This is a genomic window from Rhodococcus sp. T9N (assembly GCF_024436645.1).
GTDB lineage: Bacteria > Actinomycetota > Actinomycetes > Mycobacteriales > Mycobacteriaceae > Rhodococcus_F > Rhodococcus_F qingshengii.
In genome coordinates this window covers 212,297-230,695 of record NZ_JAMSKS010000004.1, presented here as the reverse complement: position 1 = coordinate 230,695, position 18,399 = coordinate 212,297, and the positions used below count along the sequence as shown (strand labels likewise).

Annotated in this window: 20 protein-coding genes; 13 read left to right on the top strand and 7 right to left on the bottom strand. The window is 62.4% G+C overall.

Annotated elements, in window-relative coordinates; genetic code table 11:
• The first annotated feature begins 14 nt into the window (after nucleotides 1-14).
• Entirely contained in the window at nucleotides 15-443 is a 429-nt protein-coding gene (locus tag M1L53_RS09765) for a CBS domain-containing protein (protein WP_007735005.1), read from the top strand.
• A gap of 35 nt (nucleotides 444-478) precedes the next feature.
• The gene (locus tag M1L53_RS09760) at nucleotides 479-1,987 is read left to right on the top strand and encodes a YdiU family protein (RefSeq protein ID WP_054188576.1); all 1,509 of its coding nucleotides are present in this window, start codon (nucleotides 479-481) and stop codon (nucleotides 1,985-1,987) included.
• Nucleotides 1,988-1,999: 12 nt separating this feature from the next.
• Here the strand turns inward: M1L53_RS09760 and yaaA are convergent, their stop codons facing one another.
• Complete coding sequence (gene yaaA / locus M1L53_RS09755; RefSeq protein ID WP_007735009.1) at nucleotides 2,000-2,743, bottom strand: peroxide stress protein YaaA; 744 nt, start codon at nucleotides 2,741-2,743, stop codon at nucleotides 2,000-2,002.
• 55 nt (nucleotides 2,744-2,798) lie between these two features.
• Here yaaA and M1L53_RS09750 point away from each other — a divergent pair, with 55 nt between their 5' ends.
• The 5 genes from M1L53_RS09750 to M1L53_RS09730 all read left to right on the top strand — a co-directional run bounded on the left by M1L53_RS09750 (nucleotide 2,799) and on the right by M1L53_RS09730 (nucleotide 8,542).
• Nucleotides 2,799-4,544 carry a proline--tRNA ligase gene (locus M1L53_RS09750; protein ID WP_054188575.1) on the top strand — a complete coding sequence of 582 codons (1,746 nt, stop codon included), beginning with the start codon at nucleotides 2,799-2,801 and terminating at the stop codon, nucleotides 4,542-4,544.
• A 79-nt stretch (nucleotides 4,545-4,623) separates the two neighbouring features.
• Nucleotides 4,624-5,295: an O-methyltransferase gene (locus M1L53_RS09745; protein ID WP_020969392.1), complete on the top strand. Its 672-nt coding sequence runs from the start codon at nucleotides 4,624-4,626 to the stop codon at nucleotides 5,293-5,295.
• A gap of 22 nt (nucleotides 5,296-5,317) precedes the next feature.
• The gene (locus tag M1L53_RS09740; protein ID WP_021343988.1) at nucleotides 5,318-5,977 is read left to right on the top strand and encodes a rhomboid-like protein; all 660 of its coding nucleotides are present in this window, start codon (nucleotides 5,318-5,320) and stop codon (nucleotides 5,975-5,977) included.
• A gap of 58 nt (nucleotides 5,978-6,035) precedes the next feature.
• Entirely contained in the window at nucleotides 6,036-7,766 is a 1,731-nt protein-coding gene (locus M1L53_RS09735) for an acyl-CoA dehydrogenase family protein (protein WP_050655157.1), read from the top strand.
• Complete coding sequence (locus M1L53_RS09730; protein ID WP_054188574.1) at nucleotides 7,763-8,542, top strand: nuclear transport factor 2 family protein; 780 nt, start codon at nucleotides 7,763-7,765, stop codon at nucleotides 8,540-8,542. Before M1L53_RS09735 ends, M1L53_RS09730 begins: the two co-directional genes overlap by 4 nt.
• 75 nt (nucleotides 8,543-8,617) lie before the next feature.
• On the opposite strand, the gene M1L53_RS09725 is transcribed toward M1L53_RS09730, so the two are convergent.
• Nucleotides 8,618-9,043, bottom strand: coding sequence for a pyridoxamine 5'-phosphate oxidase family protein (locus tag M1L53_RS09725; RefSeq protein ID WP_054188573.1), 426 nt, complete (start codon nucleotides 9,041-9,043; stop codon nucleotides 8,618-8,620).
• Nucleotides 9,044-9,202: 159 nt separating this feature from the next.
• Here M1L53_RS09725 and M1L53_RS09720 point away from each other — a divergent pair, with 159 nt between their 5' ends.
• Both M1L53_RS09720 and M1L53_RS09715 read left to right on the top strand, forming a co-directional pair.
• Entirely contained in the window at nucleotides 9,203-10,495 is a 1,293-nt protein-coding gene (locus M1L53_RS09720) for an aromatic acid/H+ symport family MFS transporter (protein ID WP_054188595.1), read from the top strand.
• 91 nt (nucleotides 10,496-10,586) lie between these two features.
• Nucleotides 10,587-11,543 (top strand): DMT family transporter, encoded by a 957-nt coding sequence (locus M1L53_RS09715; RefSeq protein ID WP_054188594.1) that lies wholly within the window; start codon nucleotides 10,587-10,589, stop codon nucleotides 11,541-11,543.
• Here M1L53_RS09715 and M1L53_RS09710 read toward each other — a convergent pair.
• From M1L53_RS09710 to M1L53_RS09700, 3 genes are all read right to left on the bottom strand, one after another.
• On the bottom strand, nucleotides 11,505-12,338 hold the full coding sequence (locus tag M1L53_RS09710; RefSeq protein WP_042450742.1) for an SDR family NAD(P)-dependent oxidoreductase: 834 nt from the start codon (nucleotides 12,336-12,338) through the stop codon (nucleotides 11,505-11,507). The two genes, M1L53_RS09715 and M1L53_RS09710, sit on opposite strands and share 39 nt — an antisense overlap.
• A complete protein-coding gene (locus M1L53_RS09705) occupies nucleotides 12,335-12,832 on the bottom strand; it encodes a nuclear transport factor 2 family protein (protein WP_042450740.1) in 498 nt (165 codons plus the stop codon). Before M1L53_RS09705 ends, M1L53_RS09710 begins: the two co-directional genes overlap by 4 nt.
• Nucleotides 12,833-12,925: 93 nt before the next feature.
• Nucleotides 12,926-13,561, bottom strand: coding sequence for a TetR/AcrR family transcriptional regulator (locus M1L53_RS09700; RefSeq protein ID WP_003942694.1), 636 nt, complete (start codon nucleotides 13,559-13,561; stop codon nucleotides 12,926-12,928).
• An 83-nt stretch (nucleotides 13,562-13,644) separates the two neighbouring features.
• Between M1L53_RS09700 and M1L53_RS09695 the strand changes: the two genes are divergently transcribed.
• Nucleotides 13,645-15,069 carry an MFS transporter gene (locus M1L53_RS09695; RefSeq protein WP_054188572.1) on the top strand — a complete coding sequence of 475 codons (1,425 nt, stop codon included), beginning with the start codon at nucleotides 13,645-13,647 and terminating at the stop codon, nucleotides 15,067-15,069.
• Between the two features lie 51 nt (nucleotides 15,070-15,120).
• On the opposite strand, the gene M1L53_RS09690 is transcribed toward M1L53_RS09695, so the two are convergent.
• Together M1L53_RS09690 and M1L53_RS09685 are read right to left on the bottom strand one after the other, a co-directional pair.
• Entirely contained in the window at nucleotides 15,121-15,576 is a 456-nt protein-coding gene (locus tag M1L53_RS09690) for a ferritin-like domain-containing protein (protein ID WP_003942700.1), read from the bottom strand.
• Nucleotides 15,573-16,025, bottom strand: a complete 453-nt coding sequence (locus tag M1L53_RS09685) for a hypothetical protein (protein ID WP_007735037.1) — start codon at nucleotides 16,023-16,025, stop codon at nucleotides 15,573-15,575. The genes M1L53_RS09690 and M1L53_RS09685 overlap by 4 nt, the downstream gene beginning before the upstream one ends.
• Nucleotides 16,026-16,296: 271 nt before the next feature.
• On the opposite strand from M1L53_RS09685, the gene rimP reads away from it, so the two are divergent.
• The 3 genes from rimP to M1L53_RS09670 are packed head-to-tail and all read left to right on the top strand — an operon-like array spanning nucleotide 16,297 to nucleotide 18,340.
• Complete coding sequence (rimP, locus tag M1L53_RS09680; protein ID WP_054188571.1) at nucleotides 16,297-16,917, top strand: ribosome maturation factor RimP; 621 nt, start codon at nucleotides 16,297-16,299, stop codon at nucleotides 16,915-16,917.
• Nucleotides 16,914-17,945: a transcription termination factor NusA gene (gene nusA, locus M1L53_RS09675; RefSeq protein ID WP_003942738.1), complete on the top strand. Its 1,032-nt coding sequence runs from the start codon at nucleotides 16,914-16,916 to the stop codon at nucleotides 17,943-17,945. Before rimP ends, nusA begins: the two co-directional genes overlap by 4 nt.
• Before the next feature lie 44 nt (nucleotides 17,946-17,989).
• Entirely contained in the window at nucleotides 17,990-18,340 is a 351-nt protein-coding gene (locus tag M1L53_RS09670; protein ID WP_019748063.1) for a YlxR family protein, read from the top strand.
• Nucleotides 18,341-18,399: the final 59 nt, after the last annotated feature.

Sequence of the window (18,399 nt, the reverse complement as noted above, 5' to 3'; positions counted from 1 at the left end):
ATCGGGGTGCCGTGATGCGGATCGCGGACATATTGCGAAACAAGGGCAACAGCATCGTCACGATCGACGCCCACACGACGGTCAACGGGCTGCTGTGCGATCTTGCCCGCCACAACATCGGAGCCATGGTGGTGGTCGACGACGATGCGGTGGTCGGCATCATTTCCGAACGCGATGTCGTTCGACGCCTGCACGAGCGTGGCCCGGACCTTCTCGGGATCCAGGTTTCCGAGGTCATGACCGCTCTGATGTACACGTGCGTTCCGGCAGACGCAGTGGACAGCATTGCCGCGATCATGACCGAGCGTCGAATCCGGCATCTGCCGGTGATCGAGGACGGCAACCTCCTCGGCATCGTCAGTATCGGTGACGTGGTGAAGAGCCGCATCGACGAGCTCAAGAGCGAACGCGATCAGCTCGAGTCGTACATCGATCAGGGCTGATCGATAGGTTGTCGCACGGTGACTACTCTCGTGTGATGGCCGCATTCCAGGAATCCACAGCAGACACGGTCACCATCGTGGCCGGCCTCGAGAGCACGTTCGCCGACGAACTCGGCGCTCTGACGGTGCCGTGGCAAGGTGCTGCCGCCCCTGACCCGCAGTTGCTCGTGGTGAACGAGCAGCTGGCTGCGTCGTTGAGATTGGACGTAGCAGCGCTGCGAAGTGTGGACGGGATCGGCGTACTGTCCGGGTCGACGGTGCCGGTCGGGGCCACACCGGTGGCGATGGCGTATGCGGGTCATCAGTTCGGTGGGTATGCACCAATTCTCGGAGACGGTCGGGCGTTGTTACTCGGCGAACTCGTCAGCAGTGCCGGGCAGCGAGTGGACTTGCATTTGAAAGGCTCCGGGCGCACACCGTTCTCTCGGGGCGGCGACGGGTATGCGGTCGTAGGGCCGATGCTGCGCGAATATCTCGTCAGCGAGGCGATGAATGCCCTCGGTGTCCCCACTACGCGCGCGCTGTCGGTGGTGGCGACGGGCCGAGACGTTCGCCGCAACGGCGCAGAACCCGGTGCCGTGCTTGCACGGATCGCGTCGAGTCACCTACGCGTTGGGACCTTCGAGTTCGCGGCCCGGCAGGGCGAGGTCTTGCAGCCGCTCACCGACTACGCGATCGCCCGGCACTACCCGGAGCTGACCGAACTTCCGTCAACGGGTACACACAATCGCTATCTGAGGTTCCTCGAGGCGGTCGTCGAGGCGCAGGCGTCACTGGTGGCGAGGTGGATGCTCATCGGTTTCGTGCACGGGGTCATGAACACCGACAACACGACAATTTCGGGAGAGACCATCGATTACGGTCCGTGCGCCTTCCTCGACGCATTCGATCCGGCGGCAGTGTTCAGCTCGATCGACCACGGGGGCCGCTATGCGTTCGGCAATCAGCCCGCTGTACTGAAGTGGAATCTGGCGCGCTTGGCAGAAACACTGTTGCCGCTGATCGATTCCGCACCCGACAATGCGATTTCCGCGGCGTCGGCAGTTCTCGAGACCTTCGACGAGCGCTACGAGGGACACTATGCGGCCGGTTTCGCGGAAAAGCTCGGTCTGGCCCAGCCGTTTGTCGATCGGGCGCTCGTCGACGATCTGCTGACGTTGTTGGCGGAACACGGTGCTGATTGGACGGGCAGTTTCCGCGCACTCGCCGACGAATTGCGTGGAAATTCGGCGCCCCTCGACGACCTCGTGCCACGGGACCACATCGCGTCTTGGTTGCAGCGGTGGCACAGGGCCCTGACGGACCAGGGGCGTGGGGCCGCGGAGACCGCGAGCGCGATGGATCGCGTCAACCCGCTGTACATTCCGCGTAATCATCACCTCGATGCTGCCCTGCGCGCCGCGACCGACGGCGACCTCGTTCCCTTCGAGAAGCTGCTCGAGGTTGTCACGCATCCATTCGACCGACGCGACGAGTGGACCGACTACACCGAGGCGGCTCCGCAGTCTTTCAGCGAAACATTCCAAACCTTCTGTGGCACTTGACAGACGAAGCCATCAATCCGTCAGGATGATCAGTTCACGCTCCGACGCGATTTCCACCCGCAGGCCGGCCTTCGACGCCACCCGCGCGACACCCTTGATATCGGTCGGTTCGGCGCGCGAGACCACCAGCGCACGGGCGAGCAGACCCTTGTGGTGCTTGTTGAAGTGACTGACCACCGTCCGGGTGCCGTCCGGCTTCTCGGTGAGGACCGTTGCGATCAAGGCGTCCGGAACAGGTCCGAGGTCTTGGTAGGTGCCGGATCGTAGATCGATGACAAGGCCGTCGGCTTCGGCGGCCAAGGCCTTCGGCAGCTCCGGCTTCCACAGCGAGCGCAGCGTCCCCATCCCCGGCAGCTTGGACCCGCCAGAGAGGCGGTAGGCGGGGATCAGATCTCCTGCGCGGACAGCACCGAACAGAGCGGAACCAATGGCGATCCGATCGAGCGCCTTCGCCTTCTGGGCGCGGGTGAACGACTTTGCGTCGAGGGCGTCGAAGAGCACGCCGGTGTAGCGCTGTAGTGCGGGCCGCGTCGCGGACACCCACAGCTTGGCGTTGCGTTCCACTTCGTCTGCTTGCGTCGGACCGAGCCCGAGCGCTTCGCACGACGCCTCGACGTCAGCGGCCAGATCGACCAGCGTCTGAACCAGCAATTCGCGCGTTTCGGTCAACTGTGGCATCGACAGTTCGGCCAGATCGAGGGGCGCATCCTTGCCGCCGTCGGACTTGGTTTCTGAGGGAGGCAGCAGTACAAGCACGCTGTAACCGTACCGAGGCCCGCTCGGCCGACTGCGGCGACTATCCTTACACCTCGTGATTACCCGTCTGTCCCACCTGTTCCTGCGTACCCTGCGTGACGATCCCTCGGACGCCGAAGTTGCCAGCCACAAACTGCTGGTTCGTGCCGGCTACGTGCGTCGTATCGCTCCAGGCGTCTACTCGTGGTTGCCGCTGGGATTGCGGGTGCTGCGCGAGGTAGAGCGTGTCGTCCGTGAAGAAATGAATGCAATTGGCGGACAGGAAATCCTGCTGCCTGCGCTGCTCCCGCGCGATCCCTACGAAGCGTCGAACCGCTGGACCGAGTACGGCCCCAACCTGTTCCGCCTCAAGGACCGCAAGGGCAACGACTACATGCTCGGCCCGACCCACGAGGAGCTCTTTGCTCTGACGGTCAAGGGTGAGTACAACTCCTACAAGGACTTCCCGGTCACCCTGTACCAGGTGCAGACCAAGTACCGCGACGAAGAGCGTCCGCGTGCCGGCATTCTGCGCGGCCGCGAGTTCTTGATGAAGGATTCCTACTCCTTCGACCTGACCGACGAAGGCCTGACGGAGTCGTACCAGGCGCATCGCGGCGCCTACGAGAAGATCTTCACGCGTCTGGGCGTCAAGTACGTCATCGTCTCGGCCACCTCCGGTGCGATGGGCGGCAGCGCGTCCGAGGAGTTCCTTGCCGAGAGCGAGATCGGCGAAGACACCTACGTGCGCTGCCTCGAATCCGGCTACGCCGCCAACGTCGAGGCCGTCAAGACTGTCGTTCCCGACTCGATTCCGTTCGACGGGCTGCCCGAAGCCAAGGTGTACGACACCGCGAACACACCCACCATCGACACCCTGGTGGACTGGGCGAACGGCGCTGATCTCGGCCGTACCGTCACCGCCGCCGACACTCTCAAGAACATCATGGTCAAGACCCGCCTGCCCGGCGGCGAATGGGAACTTCTCGGCATCGGCATCCCCGGCGACCGTGAGGTCGACGAAAAGCGCCTCGAGGCTTCGCTGGAGCCGGCCGAGTTCGTGATGATCACCGAGACCGACTTCAAGAACAACCCGTTCCTGGCCAAGGGTTATATCGGCCCGAAGGCGCTGCAGGCCAACGGAGTTCGCTACCTTGTCGACCCGCGCGTCGTCGACGGCACCAGCTGGATCACCGGCGCCGACGAAGACGGCAAGCACGTGGTCGGCCTCGTTGCCGGTCGCGACTTCACCCCTGACGGAACCATCGAAGCCGCCGAGGTTCGTGACGGCGACGCCTCTCCCGATGGAGCCGGCACGCTGGTCTCGGCTCGCGGTATCGAGATCGGGCACGTCTTCCAACTCGGCCGCAAGTACACCGACGTCTTCACCGTCGACGTCCTCGCCGAGAACGGCAAGCCCGTCCGCCCGACCATGGGTTCGTACGGCGTCGGCGTCTCGCGTCTGGTGGCCGTCATTGCCGAGCAGCACCATGACGAGAAGGGCCTGCGCTGGCCTGCCGAGGTTTCACCGGCCGACGTCTACCTCGTCATCGCGAACAAGGACGAGACCGCGCGCGAAGGCGCCGAAGGCCTCGCCGCGCAACTCGACCGTGCCGGACTCGAAGTAATCCTCGACGACCGCAAGGCATCGCCGGGCGTGAAGTTCAAGGACTCCGAGCTGATCGGCGTTCCACTGATCGTTGTCGTCGGACGCGGTTGGGCCGACGGCAAGGTCGAAATTCGCGACCGCTTCACTGGCGAGAGCCGTGAGATCGACGCCGACTCGGCGATCGAGGAGATCATCAGCGCAGTTCGCGGCTGATTCGAATAGTCGTCTGGGCCGCCGCAGCCACCTTCCGAGGTGTCTGCGGCGGCCCTTCTTTTCTGCCACAATCGTGGCTATGGAACGCGAACCGGATTGGGCAGAAGTCGACGGTTACCTTGTCTCCACGTTGGTAGGTGAAGATCCGGTTCTCGACGCGGCACTCGCCGCCAACTCCGAGGCCGGTCTTCCGCCCATCGACGTGGCGCCGAACCAGGGCAAGCTCCTCAATCTTCTGGCGCGAATGTGCCTGGCGCGCAATGTTCTCGAGATCGGAACGCTCGGCGGATACAGCACGATCTGGCTCGCTCGCGCGGTCGGCCCCTCGGGCCAGGTCATCACGCTGGAATTCGATCCCACCCATGCGGATGTCGCTCGGGCGAATATCGAGCGCGCCGGCTTGGCTGACCGTGTCGACGTCCGCGTCGGGGCGGCGCTCGACAGCCTCCCGTCGATCGCGAAGGAAGAGTTGGGACCTTTCGACTTGGTCTTCATCGACGCCGACAAGGAGAACAACACCGAGTACGTGCGGTGGGCGTTGGCCCTTTCGCATCCCGGAACCGTCATCATCGTGGACAACGTGGTGCGTGGGGGACATGTGTCCAACCCGGATATCGACGACGAGCGCGTCAAAGCGAGTCGAGCGGTGTTGGAGATGATCGCGGCCGAGCCGAAACTCGACGGCACCGCCATTCAAACCGTGGGTTCGAAGGGATGGGACGGGTTTGCCGTTGCAGTAGTGAACGAGTGAGCGCAGACTCGAAGCGGTGAGGATGCTGGGGGCAGCAAAGGCGGCATGGCGATGGGTGCGCAGTGCTCCCGGTACCTACGTCTGGTTGCTGGCCCTGCTGTTCACCACGCTCTTCCTTCGGCATCTGCCCGACAATGTCGAGGAGCGTTTTCTCGGCAAGCGCTCGACCAATCTGCATCACCTGGCCGAAGACCCGCTACGAGTCCTGTTCTCGAGTGCCTTCTGGCTCGAAGGTGGCGGTTGGTTGGGATACCTGGTTCTCTTCACCATCTTTCATGCAACGGCTGAGCGTTGGCTCGGGACGTGGCGGTGGTTGTGTGTTGTCGTCATCGCCCACGTCGGAGCCACGTACATCAGCGAAGGTGTTCTGTACGAAGGTATTCGGCACGGATACGTGGCGGAGTCGGCGGTCAACACTCTCGACGTGGGTGTGAGCTACGGTCTGGCCGGCATCATGGGGATTCTGGTGTACCGCATCGTCGATCCGTGGCGATACGTCTATCTCGCGGGGCTGTTGCTCTTCTACGGTGTACCTCTGATTTTCGCCACCAATTTCACCGCCATCGGCCATATGTCTGCGTTGTTGCTCGGGTTGGCGTGCTACCCGATCACGCGTGCTCGGGCGGGCACGTGGAATCCGATGGACCTGTGGCATTCGCGAAGAATCGCAGGTCTTCCATGAATCGCACCGCGGAAAGTTACCCGCTGGTAGTTTAGCGTCATCGACGAAAGGTAATGACGTGTCTGGCACCGATGGATTGCTCTTCAACCCCCATACTTACGACCCCGCTCAGTTCGATCCGGAGACCCGCCGTTTGCTGCGAGCCACCATCGAATGGTTCGAGAGCCGCGGTAAGAAGCAACTGCTTCAGGACGACCTCGACGCCGTGTGGGTCTCCGACTTTCTCGAATTCGTCGGCAAGGAGAAGTTGTTCGCGACGTTCCAGACTCCGGCGGCATTCGCCGACGGTGACGAGAACCGTCGTTGGGACGGTGCCCGCAACGCGGCCTTGAGTGAGATCTTCGGTTTTTACGGACTCGCTTACTGGTACTCCTGGCAGGTCACGATCCTCGGACTCGGACCGATCTGGATGAGTGACAACGACGCTGCGAAGAAGCGTGCAGCGCAGGAACTTGCCGACGGTGGTGTCATGGCGTTCGGGCTGTCCGAGCGCGACCACGGCGCCGACGTGTACTCCACCGACATGCTCCTCACTCCCACCGACGGCGACGTCGCCTTCCGCGCGAGCGGCGAGAAGTACTACATCGGAAACGGCAACGTAGCCGGAATGGTGTCTGTGTTCGGGCGTCGTACCGACGTCGAGGGCCCCGAAGGCTACGTGTTCTTTGTCGCCGACAGTGCACATCCGAACTATCAGCTCGTGGACAACGTCCTGCGCGGGCAGATGTATGTCAGCAATTTCCGCCTCGACGATTACCCGGTGCGCGAGGAAGACATTCTGCACACCGGCGTCGCCGCATTCGAGGCCGCGCTCAACACGGTCAACGTCGGAAAGTTCAACCTCTGCACCGGCTCCATCGGCATCACCGAGCATGCGTTCTTCGAGGCAATCACTCACGCGCAGAATCGAATTCTGTACGGCAATCCCGTCACGGATTTCGCCCACGTTCGCGCCGCCTTCGTCGACGCGTACTTACGTCTGATCGCGATGAAGCAGTTCAGTGCGCGGGCGGTCGACTACTTCCGCAGCGCCAGCCTCGAGGACCGTCGCTACCTGCTGTTCAATCCCATGACCAAGGCCAAGGTCACCTCCGAAGGTGAGAAGGTGGTCGGGTTGCTGCACGATGTGATCGCAGCCAAGGGATACGAGAAGTCAACGTACTTCCGCGAGGCAGCGCAGATGATCGGCACGCTGCCCAAGCTCGAGGGCACCGTCCACGTCAACGTCGGCCTGATTCTCAAGTTCTTGCCGAACTATCTGTTCAACTCGGCGCAGTTCCCGGAGATCGTCACGCGCGACGACGCCGCCGACGACGAGTTCTTCTGGAACCAGGGGCCTACCCGCGGCGCTGCGAAGATTCAGTTCCACGAGTGGAAGCCCGTCTACGAGAAGCACTCTTCGATTCCGAACGTCGCCCGTTTTTACGAGCAGGCGATCGCGCTCACCGAATTGCTCACTGCTGCAGCGCCGGACGCGCAGCAGCAGAAGGACCTCGATTTCATGCTCAACGTCGGGCACCTGTTCTCTCTCGTCGTCTACGGTCATCTGATTCTCGAACAGGCCGAGATCAGCGGGCTCGACGCCGACGTTGTCGATCAGATCTTCGACTTCCAGATTCGTGACTTCTCGGGATACGCGATCGCACTGCACGGAAAGCCGTCGTCGACACCCGAGCAGCAGAAGTGGGCCCTGGCCGCGGTGCGGAAGCCTGTTGTCGACAGTGAACGCTTCGACCGGGTGTGGCAGCAGGTCAAGGCGTACGACGGTGCATACGAGATGCGCGCATGACCGCGCCGGTGACGCGCGAGCAGTTGATGGCCGTCGTGGAGGGATCCCCGAAAGCCGTCGGCGCGCATGACCGCTCGACCTGGGTGGCCCTGTTTGCCGGCGACGGACAGGTCAACGACCCTGTAGGTTCACGTCCGCACAACGGTCAGGCGGCGATCGAGAGTTTCTACGACACGTTCATCGCCCCCAATTCGATCACCTTCCATGTCGAGCGCGACATCGTGTGCGGCCGGACGGTGTGGCGCGATCTGAGCCTCGCTACCGAGATGTCGACCGGAGTCGTTCTCGACGTTCCGATGCACTTGCGATACGACTTGGTGGGGGAGCCCGATTCCTTGCGGATCGGAACCCTCTACGCGCATTGGGAATTGGCGACGATGTTGAGCCAGCTCGCGACTGCTGGTGTGGCGGGGGTGAAGGCGGCCGCGAAGTTGACGCCGCAGTTGCTCTCGAACCAGGGGATCGGCGGGGCGCTCGGGTTCTCGCGCGGCATCTTCGGCGTCGGAGACAAAGGCAAGAAGGCAGCGTCGCGGTTCCTCGATGCGGCCGCTGTCGGCCGAACGCCGCCGGTACCCGTCGAGCTTCCTGCGGGGACGCAGTTGTCCAACGCTGATGTCAACGCTCTGCTCACCGGCGTGACGAAGAGCAAGATGCTGGTTGCCGGTCGCACCGTGACGGCGAGCGTCATCGTGTGCGGGGAACCTGCCATCGTATTGTTCGGCTTCGAGGCGAGCGGTCATCGACTCAATCGGGTGCGTTTCTTCACCGAGAGCTGACATAGAGCCCTCCACATGCAGGTCAGGCTCGGCGCGCCACTCCGGCGCGCCGAGCCTTCGTTTTTCTGAGAATTGTCAGATCGCCCCGAGATCCGCAGACAGCCAGTGCTGCGGATTCATGTAGATCGCTACCTGTTCGCCCAACTGCGATCGCGCGAATTCGAGATACCCGTCGACCTTGTCCGGAGCCAGGTAACGCCGCGAGACTTCGACCAGCATCTCGTCGGTGCCCGGAACGATCTTGTCGACGGATCCGCTGACGCTGACGTAACGGATTGTCGGATCGAGCCTTTCGACCATCAACGAGAAATGCCCGGCCGACTCGATGAGTCGTGCCTTTCGCGAATCCTTGCCTGTGAGGATCCATGGTTTGCCACCGGGTGAGTACAGGTACCAGATCGGGACGGTCAACGGACCGCGCTCGGTGCCGTCCGCCACGGACAGCGCCCCGATGTGGGGTTCGGCCAGGAACTGTTCACGCTCATTTTCGGAGAGTGCCATTCCTCGAGATTACCGCGACGTTTGACATGGCGTTGTGACTCCGTACACAATCGATGTGCTCATTATGAACAGGCGTTCGCAATGCGAACACGTTTCGATCCGAACTACTGGATCCCAACCGGTCGCGAACGCCCACAAGCAGTGAATGTCGAGGATCCGATGACCGCACATACGCAGTCGAGTTCAATCACCGGTTCGCCTGGGGCGCGTGCCGCAATGTGGGTAGCACCGTTGTGTTGGATCGCTGTGCTTCTGGACGGATTCGACCTGGTCGTACTCGGCGCGGTCATTCCTTCGCTTCTCGACTACGACGCGTGGGGTTTGAGTACCGGCACGATCACGATGATCTCGACCTTCGGGCTCATCGGCATGACCATCGGCGCCCTCGTCATCGGCACTCTCACCGACGTCATCGGTCGACGCCGCGCGCTGCTGTACGCCGTTGCCGCATTCTCGATTCTGACTCTGTTGTGCGCAATTGCGCCCAATCCGTTCATCTTCGGGCTGCTGCGCTTCCTTGCCGGTGTGGGGCTGGGTGGCGCCCTACCGACGGCATTGGCTCTGGTCAACGAATTCTCGAAGAAACAAGGCGGTGGATCTGCGTCGACCATGCTGATGACCGGCTACCACGTCGGCGCCGTTGCCACCGCAGCGCTGGCGCTCGTCGTGATCGAACCTTTCGGTTGGCGAGCGATGTTCGTTGTGGGCGCACTTCCTGCCGTCGCCCTGATTCCACTCATGTTGCGGTATCTGCCGGAATCCCCGTCGTACCTTCTCGCTCACGGAAAGCGTGCCGAAGCCGAGGAAATCGCTGCCCGTTACGGAGTCGAACTCGAGATTGCGCCCACGTCCGAAGTTGAGCGCGCCGAAGCCGCCAATCCCGTTCGCGCACTGTTCTCTTCGAAGTTCCTGCGCAACAGCATCGCCATCTGGATCACCAGTTTCATGGGCTTGCTGCTCGTCTACGGATTGAACACGTGGCTTCCGACGATCATGCGTGAGGCCGGTTACAACCTCGGGGCGTCGTTGACGTTCCTTCTGATCCTCAATGCCGGCGCCGTCGTCGGGCTGTTGATCGCCGGGGGCGTCGCGAACAAGATCGGCCCGCGGACTGCAGCCATCGTGTGGTTCGCCGGAGCTGCACTGTTCCTGGCGCTTCTGAGTGTGAAGGTGTCGTTCGGAATCTACGTGATGGTCTTCCTCGCCGGATGCTTCGTATTCAGTGCGCAGGTACTGGTCTACGCCTTCACGAGCGCCAATCACCCACCTCAGATTCGCGCGACCGCGCTCGGATGGTCGGCAGGTGTCGGCCGGGTCGGTGCGATCTGTGGCCCGATCCTGGGCGGAGTCCTCCTGGGTGCGGGTTATGCCGTGCCGTGGGGCTTCTACGCTTTCGCGCTCGTCGGACTGCTCGGAGCAATTTCGATCTCCTGCACACGGGTGCGCATCTGAAATACCAGTTTCGCTGGTTGGCGTGCTACTGCTATCGTAAAACATGAGTATGAAGAGTAGCGCTATCGTTGCGCCGCAGGCACCGCTACCGATGCCATCGTCTCGATCCGGTTTGTGGTGGGGCTTGCTCGGTGTGCTGGCGTTTTCGTTCACCGTTCCGCTCACGAGGGTCGCCGTCGCGGATCTCGAACCCCTGTTCGTCGGTGCGGGCCGCGCTGTCGTTGCCGGGGCCCTTGCGATTGTGATGCTGTCGGTTACTCGCGCGACGCTTCCGACGCTTCGGCAGTGGTTGCGCATCGCATTCGTGACTGTTGGTGCGGTACTGGGGTTTTCACTGTTCACCACGTTTGCGTTGCAGACATCGCCGGCGAGTCACGCGGCAGTCGTGATCGGGCTACTTCCCGCTGCGACCGCGGTATTTGCGGTCGTCCGAGGAAAAGAGCGTCCCAGTAAGGGATTCTGGTGGGCAAGCGCCGCCGGCGCGGTATCGGTCGTAGGGTTCGTGGCGATTGCAAACGGCGGACTCGGCTCGTTTCATCTCGCTGATCTTCTTCTGTTCGCCGCGGTTGTGTGTGCAGCGCTGGCATATTCGGAAGGTGCGTTGCTGGCCCGCGAGATCGGGTCGTGGCAGACGATTGCCTGGGCATTGATTCTCGGACTGCCGGTCACGATTGCGTTGACGGTGGCGTCCATGGCCCAGGCTCCGGTCTCTGCCGATGTGAATTCGTGGCTTTCGTTTGCCTACCTGGGATGCGTGAGTATGTTTCTCGGGTTCTTTCCTTGGTACCGGGGTCTGGCGATCGGTCCCATTTCCACTGTGAGCCAAACACAGTTGGTTCAACCGGTGCTCAGCATTGCCTGGTCTGCGCTGATCCTCGGTGAGGCGTTGTCACCCTCGATCGTGGCCGGCGGTGTCGTCGTCATCGGGTGTGCCTGGCTTGCCCTGAAGGCGCGAGTGGCAGCGCCGCGTGCTGTGCCGGCACGCGACGCGACCACTGCTACTGATGAATCAGAAAAGCGGGCCGCCACCGAAGGCACTGCGGTGTGACGCCGGTTGTTTCCCGTTGGCGTCGGTGATTCCGTACTCGACGGCCGTCTCGGCGGTGATCAGTGTGTGACCGCTGCGCGCGTTCACTTCTGGATCGTTGGCCAATGCAGTGATGACTTGGCCGACGAATTCCGGGGTTTCGGCCTCGGCCAGTGAGAAGCCTTCGAAGCTCTCGATCCCACTCGCCTCCATCCGCTCGTTGCGGATCAACCCGAGCCAGAAGGAAAGTGCGGTGACGCCGGTCCCCTTCAATTCGACAGCCATGTCCGCGGCCATCTTGTCCAAACCTGCCTTCGACATCCCGTACAGGACAGAGTGCAGGTACCCGCGGGTGCCGAACGACGAGATGTTGCCGATCACTCCACTGCCCCGGGGGACCATCAACTTCGCCGCTTCCACCGAAGCAACGTAGTGGGCGCGCAGTCCGATTCCGATCAGCGAATCCCAATCGTCGATCGGCCTCTTCCAGAACGGATCGGCGAAGCCTGCATAACCCGCCGGGTTTGCCCAGACGTTGTTGACCAAAAGATCGAGGCGGCCTGACCGCTCTTCGGCGATGCGGGCAAACAGGTTGACGATCTGCTGATCGTCGCTGTGATCGCACTGCACGGCAATGCCGTGACCACCGCGCTCGGTGATCTCCGCCGCGGTGCGATCGAGTGGGCCGTCGGCGCCGACGGTTCCTCGTGCCGTCACGTACACCGTCCACCCGTCGCTTCCCAGAGCGAGGGCAATGCCCTTGCCGACGCTCCGGCTGGCACCGGTTACGAGCGCAACTTTTCCGTTCGTCGTCATCGCCGCCCACCCAACGAACCCTCGGCGATGTCAGCGTCCGGGGACAGGGGAGTGGTGATCGACCACGCCTCCGTGAAATGGCATTGACTCATTTTCCACATACCGTCCTCGATCACGTACTTGTCGTCGTATTCGCCGGTCATCAACTTCTCGGTGCGCCCGACGGTGTCGATCTGGCGGAACTGCAGAGCCCATCGCCCCACCGCCGACGTCTCCGAGGTCAGTGTGATGTCGGGATGCAATCCGTGATGCATGTCGAGGACCGCGTACCGGCCGTCGACCTTGCGAAGAGCGATCTTCTCGAAGATGTCCGCCATCGGCCCCGCGTCGTCGAAGGCGCCGAGGCGGCCGTAGTCGATCGACGCTCCGGAACGGATGAAGCTGTTGCGGAACCGAACTGGATCCTTGGCGTCACATGCTCGCCAGTAGCCGTGCTTGAGCTTCTTGATTTCCTCGATCTGTTCGAGCGCGTCGAGGCGTTGTGCGAGATCCAACGTCGGTCCTTTTCGTCTGGGTTTCCCGGAGACATGTCGGATCGACTGTAGGGTGTCCTCAGTCACATGTGTGTAGTTTTTCCCAGTGACCGGTCAGGAATCGGTGTCGGTTTCGCTCGAGGATTCGTCGCCGGTGAGCGTGATCGCAGTCGAGTCGCTGAAGACGCTGCCCCAGAGCTCGCCGAGGGCTGGATCTTCTTCGGCGTGTTCGGGCGCCATCATTGCGAGCAGATTGTTGATCAGCATCCCGTTCGCGATGAACAAACGCGCTTGCTCGGGTGTGCAACCGGTGCGCTCGCGCAGCAAGGTGTAGATGCCGGACATGGCGTTCCGGGAGACGGCGGCGACATCATCGGTGCTGGTGGCGAAGCCGTGCAACATGACAAGCAGTAGATCTCGGTCGAGAACCAGCTCGCCGTAGGCGGATCCGAGTTCGGCCCAGAACTGCGGATTGCTCGGATCGATCGTGACCGTATCCAATTTGTCGTTGAAGGTGCGGACGATTTCGTCGAGCGCGCGCGTGAACACTGCGTGGAACAAATCTGCCTTGGTTCCGAACATACGCACGACGTAGGGCTGCGAGACACCGGCTTCCTTGGCGACGGCGTCCGTACTGGTCCCCGAGTATCCACCCTTTGCGAAAGCTCGCGTTGCCGCGGCAAGGACCAACGCGCGACGTTCCGGTGCGCTCATCCTGCGGGTACGTGGTTCAGCTGCACCGATCGACATGTTGACACGTTATCACCGGATAGCTTAGTTTCGACTTAAGTAATCATCCGATGCCTTAAGGCACCTTCACTCGAGGAATCACGATGACCGTTTTGACGAAGTCCGGATCGGACGCCGCATCCGGGTCGGAAAGCAGTGGAGGACGTAAGGTTCCGATCGCGATAGCGATGGTTGCTGCCTCTCTGCCCATGTTCATGGCCACCCTCGACAACCTCGTGATGACGAGCGCGCTGCCGGTGATCGAGAAGGAGCTGAATGCGTCCGTCGGGCAACTTCAGTGGTTCATGAATGCGTACACGCTCTGCTTTGCGACGCTGATGCTTTCGGCGACGACGCTCGGCGATCGGTGGGGGCGCCGCAAGATGTTCGTGTTCGGGATCGGGCTGTTCACGGCGGCGTCGATTGCTTCGGCGTTGTCGACGACACCAAGCCTGCTCATCGCGGCCCGAGCCTTTCAGGGCGCCGGCGCTGCCGCGATCATGCCGCTCTCACTCACTCTCCTCGTGGCAGCGGTACCGGAAGCCAAGCGTGCCATGGCAATCGGCGTGTGGGGTGGCGTCTCCGGCCTGGGGATCGCGATGGGTCCCGTGGTCGGTGGAGCGGTAGTCGACGGGTTCTCGTGGCAGGGGATCTTCTGGATCAACGTGCCGGTTGCGATCGTCGCTGTTCCTCTCGCGTTGTATGCGTTGCGTGAATCGACCGGTCGCACACAGCCTCTCGACCTTCCCGGTGTCGCACTCGCCGGACTCAGTGTGTTCCTGGCGGTGTGGGGGATCGTTCACGGCAACGACGAGGGCTGGGGATCGCTTGGAGTAGTTGCGTCGTTGGTCGGTTCCGCAGTCGCGTTGGCACTGTTCGTTTTTCGCGAGATGAAGACCTCGCATCCGGTCATGCCCCTACGTCTGTTCCGCTCACGCAGCTTCTCGATGGCGAACGTCATCGGCTTGACCCTCTCGATCGGAATCTTCGGGGCGGTGTTCCTGCTCTCGCAGTACCTCCAGATCGTGATGGGCTACAGCCCGTTCCAAGCAGGCCTGCGGACGCTTCCGTGGACGGCAGCGCCGATGATCTTCGCGCCTCTCGCCGGTTTTCTGGCGCCGAAGGTCGGGCTCCGTTCGCTTCTGCTGACCGGTCTGTTGCTCCAGGCCGGAGCATTGTTCTGGTTGGCAGCGTTGATCGGTCCCGACGTGACGTACGGGTCGCTGGTTCCGGCTCTACTGATGGCGGGAATCGGTATGGGCCTGACCTTCGCGCCGAGCTCGACGGCGGTACTCGTCGACATGGACGAGCCTGATCACGGAACGGCCAGTTCGACCAACTCGACGCTTCGTGAGATCGGTGTTGCATTGGGAATCGCGGTTCTCACTGCGGTCTTCCTTGCCGCCGGCGGTGCCCTCACGCCACTCGGTTACGGAGATGCGCTGACACCTGCACTGCGCGTCGGCGGTTGCTTCGTGTTAGTGGCCGTGGTCGCGGCGTGGTTCGTGCCCTCGCATCGCAAGGCCTGAGCCGCTGTGCGCCTTTATTACCCGCCGGGGGTTAATAAAGGCGCACAGCAGTTACGAAGTCGGGTCCCCCGGGAACGCTGAGGTGGCCGGAGCGGTTCCCAGCGCGGACCGCCATCCGGCGCCGCGGATTGCCGCATCGGTCAGGCCGTCGATTCCGAATGTGCGGAGTTGGTCGGTATCGACCTGTTCGACGAATGCCCGGTAGGTCACGGCGGTGTCGGATTCGATCTGTGCTGCCAGTTGTGCCGCGGTAACGGCGTCCGTCACCGGAAACGGGATCTCGTACGCTGCCGCGGCTGTCGGCGGGGTTACGCCCGCGTCGGTCGACAGGGCAACCAGCGCATCACGTCGTGCGCGGTGCGCTGCTGTGTGCGTGGCAACCTCGTTGACACGGGCAGGATTCGAAAACGCGGCAACCACTCCGTAAGCGAAGATCGCGGCATTCTCTGATTCGATTGCGGTCAGCAAGGCAGAACTCTCGGATCGACGGGTGTGCGAAGTGATCACGGAAGCAACACCGCAACCTGAGTCGAGCACGACGCGCTGATCGAACCGAGCAGGCCCGCGCGATAGCCGGACATCGTCCGAGCGAGATCCGCGGCACTGCGCGCCGAATCGGCCAGCGAGGTACTCAAGGTTTCGACGCCCGTAGGAGCGTTTGCGACCGAGGTCGACGGGGGCGCTGTGGTCGCAGAGGCGCCGCTGCCCGCTGCTCGCGCAATCTCGGCGTCGAGTTCGAGTGCATGCGCTGTGCGTTCGGCGCTGATCGTGGTCAGTGATGCCGACTTGTCCGGCGCGAGAGCGATGGCGGCGGTTGCGGCTGCCGCGTCGGAGCGGGCTCGATCGGCTTGGGCCGTCAGCTGGTCGACTTCTGCAGCCGCCTCCGCTGTGCCGTTGTCGGTGCAGGCGGACAACGAGAAGGCCGCAGCGCCCAACGCTGCTGCGGTTCCCGTCATCTTGAGCGCACTCCGCCGGGAGAGTGGGGTAGTAGTCATGGGCGTCAGCACCAGTCCATCGTGCCAGGTGGTCGGCCGATCGTTCGAATCCGCGTGACGTGTTCAAGTGTGACGTGCGTCGGGCACTCTGGTCACGGAGACGCGCAATGAGCGGTACTCTTGGATGCTTGCAGCATGTGGCACCTGGTGTCTTTTCATGCTCGCAGCCGCCCACGTCGACAGTCGACACAAGTCGGACAATCGACGACAACTGAAATGAGGAGTTCGCGAGATGCCGGTGCCATCCAGGGAGAGGGTGATCGAGCTGATCTCCGAACTCGTGCACGCCCAGGGTTACGACGTCGAAGACGTTGTCGTGACCAGTGCGGGCAAGCACAGCGCGGTGCGCATCATGGTCGACAGCGATGCCGGGATCGAGCTCGATGCCGCCGCGGAGATCAGCAGACTCGTTTCGGAACTTTTCGACACCCTCGAGGAAATCGGTGAAACGCCGTACACCCTCGAGGTGACCTCTCCGGGAATCGATCGCCCACTGACGCTCGATCGTCACTGGCGTCGGGCTCGCGGACGTAAAGCGCGAATCGATCTGGCCGGCGAGACCGTGGTGGGCCGTATCGGAACGTTGAACGGCGATTCCGTGGCAGTTGTCATCGGTGGCCGTGGCGGACTGACCGTGCGCGAGATTGCACTGGGCGACGTCCAGAAGGCTGTAGTTCAGGTGGAGTTCTCGAAGCCCAGTGAGGCGGAGTTGGAACTCGCGGGCGGCATCCCGGAGGGGCGCGCAGTTCCCTCCGATGCGGTTGACCTCACCGAGGACTCGGGCGTGGACAGTGTCGAAGACGACGAAGCAGAATTAGAAGACGTAGGAAACGAAGAAGGGTTCGACAAGTGAATATCGACATTGCAGCGTTGCGAGCGATCGAAGCCGAAAAAGGTGTCTCGATCGAAACTGTGATCGCCACGATCCAGACCGCACTGCTGACGGCGTACCGCCACACCGAGGGGCACAAGCAGAACGCTCGGATCGATGTCAACATCAAGACCGGTTCGGTGCGAGTGATGGCGCACGACACCGATGCCGACGGCAACATGATCGGGGAGGAGTGGGACGACACTCCCGAGGGATTCGGACGCATCGCGGCGACCACCGCACGCCAGGTCATCCTGCAGCGTCTGCGCGACGCCGAGCACGAGCGCAGTTTCGGTGAGTTCTCGACCCATGAGGGTGAAATCGTCGGCGGTGTCATTCAGCGTGACACGCGTGCGAATTCCCGCGGAATGGTCGTCGTCCGAATCGGCAGCGAATCCAATGGCGCCGAAGGATTGTTGCCGCCTGCAGAACAGGTTCCCGGCGAGAACTACGAGCACGGTGAGCGCATCAAGTGCTACGTCGTCGGAGTTGCTCGCGGAGCCCGCGGCCCACAGATCACCCTCTCGCGGACCCACCCGAACCTGGTTCGCAAGTTGTTCGCACTCGAGGTTCCAGAGATCGCGGACGGGAGCGTCGAGATCATCAACGTCGCGCGCGAAGCGGGACATCGTTCCAAGATCGCCGTTGCCTCACGTGTGCAGGGGCTCAACGCAAAGGGTGCATGCATCGGCCCGATGGGTCAGCGCGTCCGCAACGTCATGAGCGAACTCGCGGGGGAGAAGATCGACATCATCGACTTCGACGAAGATCCCGCGACGTTTGTGGGCAACGCACTTTCCCCGTCGAAAGTGGTCTCCGTCACTGTCGTCGATCCCGAGGCTCGTGCGGCCCGTGTCATCGTGCCCGATTTCCAGCTTTCGTTGGCCATCGGAAAAGAGGGTCAAAATGCCCGCCTGGCTGCGCGGTTGACGGGTTGGCGTATCGACATTCGGAGCGATGCGGCACCCGTTGGCGACGCGTCCGACCGGCCCGCCACGTCCAACGGATAACAGTGGAATGCAGTGATCGAGACGGTTCGGCGGTAGAGTGGACAATGGTTCGACGTGAGTCCTCGGATTCTGCGCGCGTGAAACCCGGTTCGCCGGTCAGAACGTGTGTGGGATGCAGGGAACAAGGGTCGGCTGTCGATCTGTTGAGGGTCGTGGTTGGTGAGCAGGGGCCGGAGGGTTCCCCGCTCGTCCCCGACGTATCGCGAAGACTCCCCGGTCGAGGTGCATGGCTGCACCTGGATCCGAGTTGTCTGAGCCTGGCAGAGCGGCGCCGAGCATTCAGCAGAGCACTGCGAGTGTCCGGAAATCTGGACACGTCCGCTGTCGACCAGCTGGTCGACGCAGTTCACACAAAAGCAGTACCTCTCGAGAAGAACAGGCACAAGCACTCATGAGCACACCGTGAAGCACCAACGATGAACGTCCATCGGCGATAACCCGAGGTCGTGCGGGA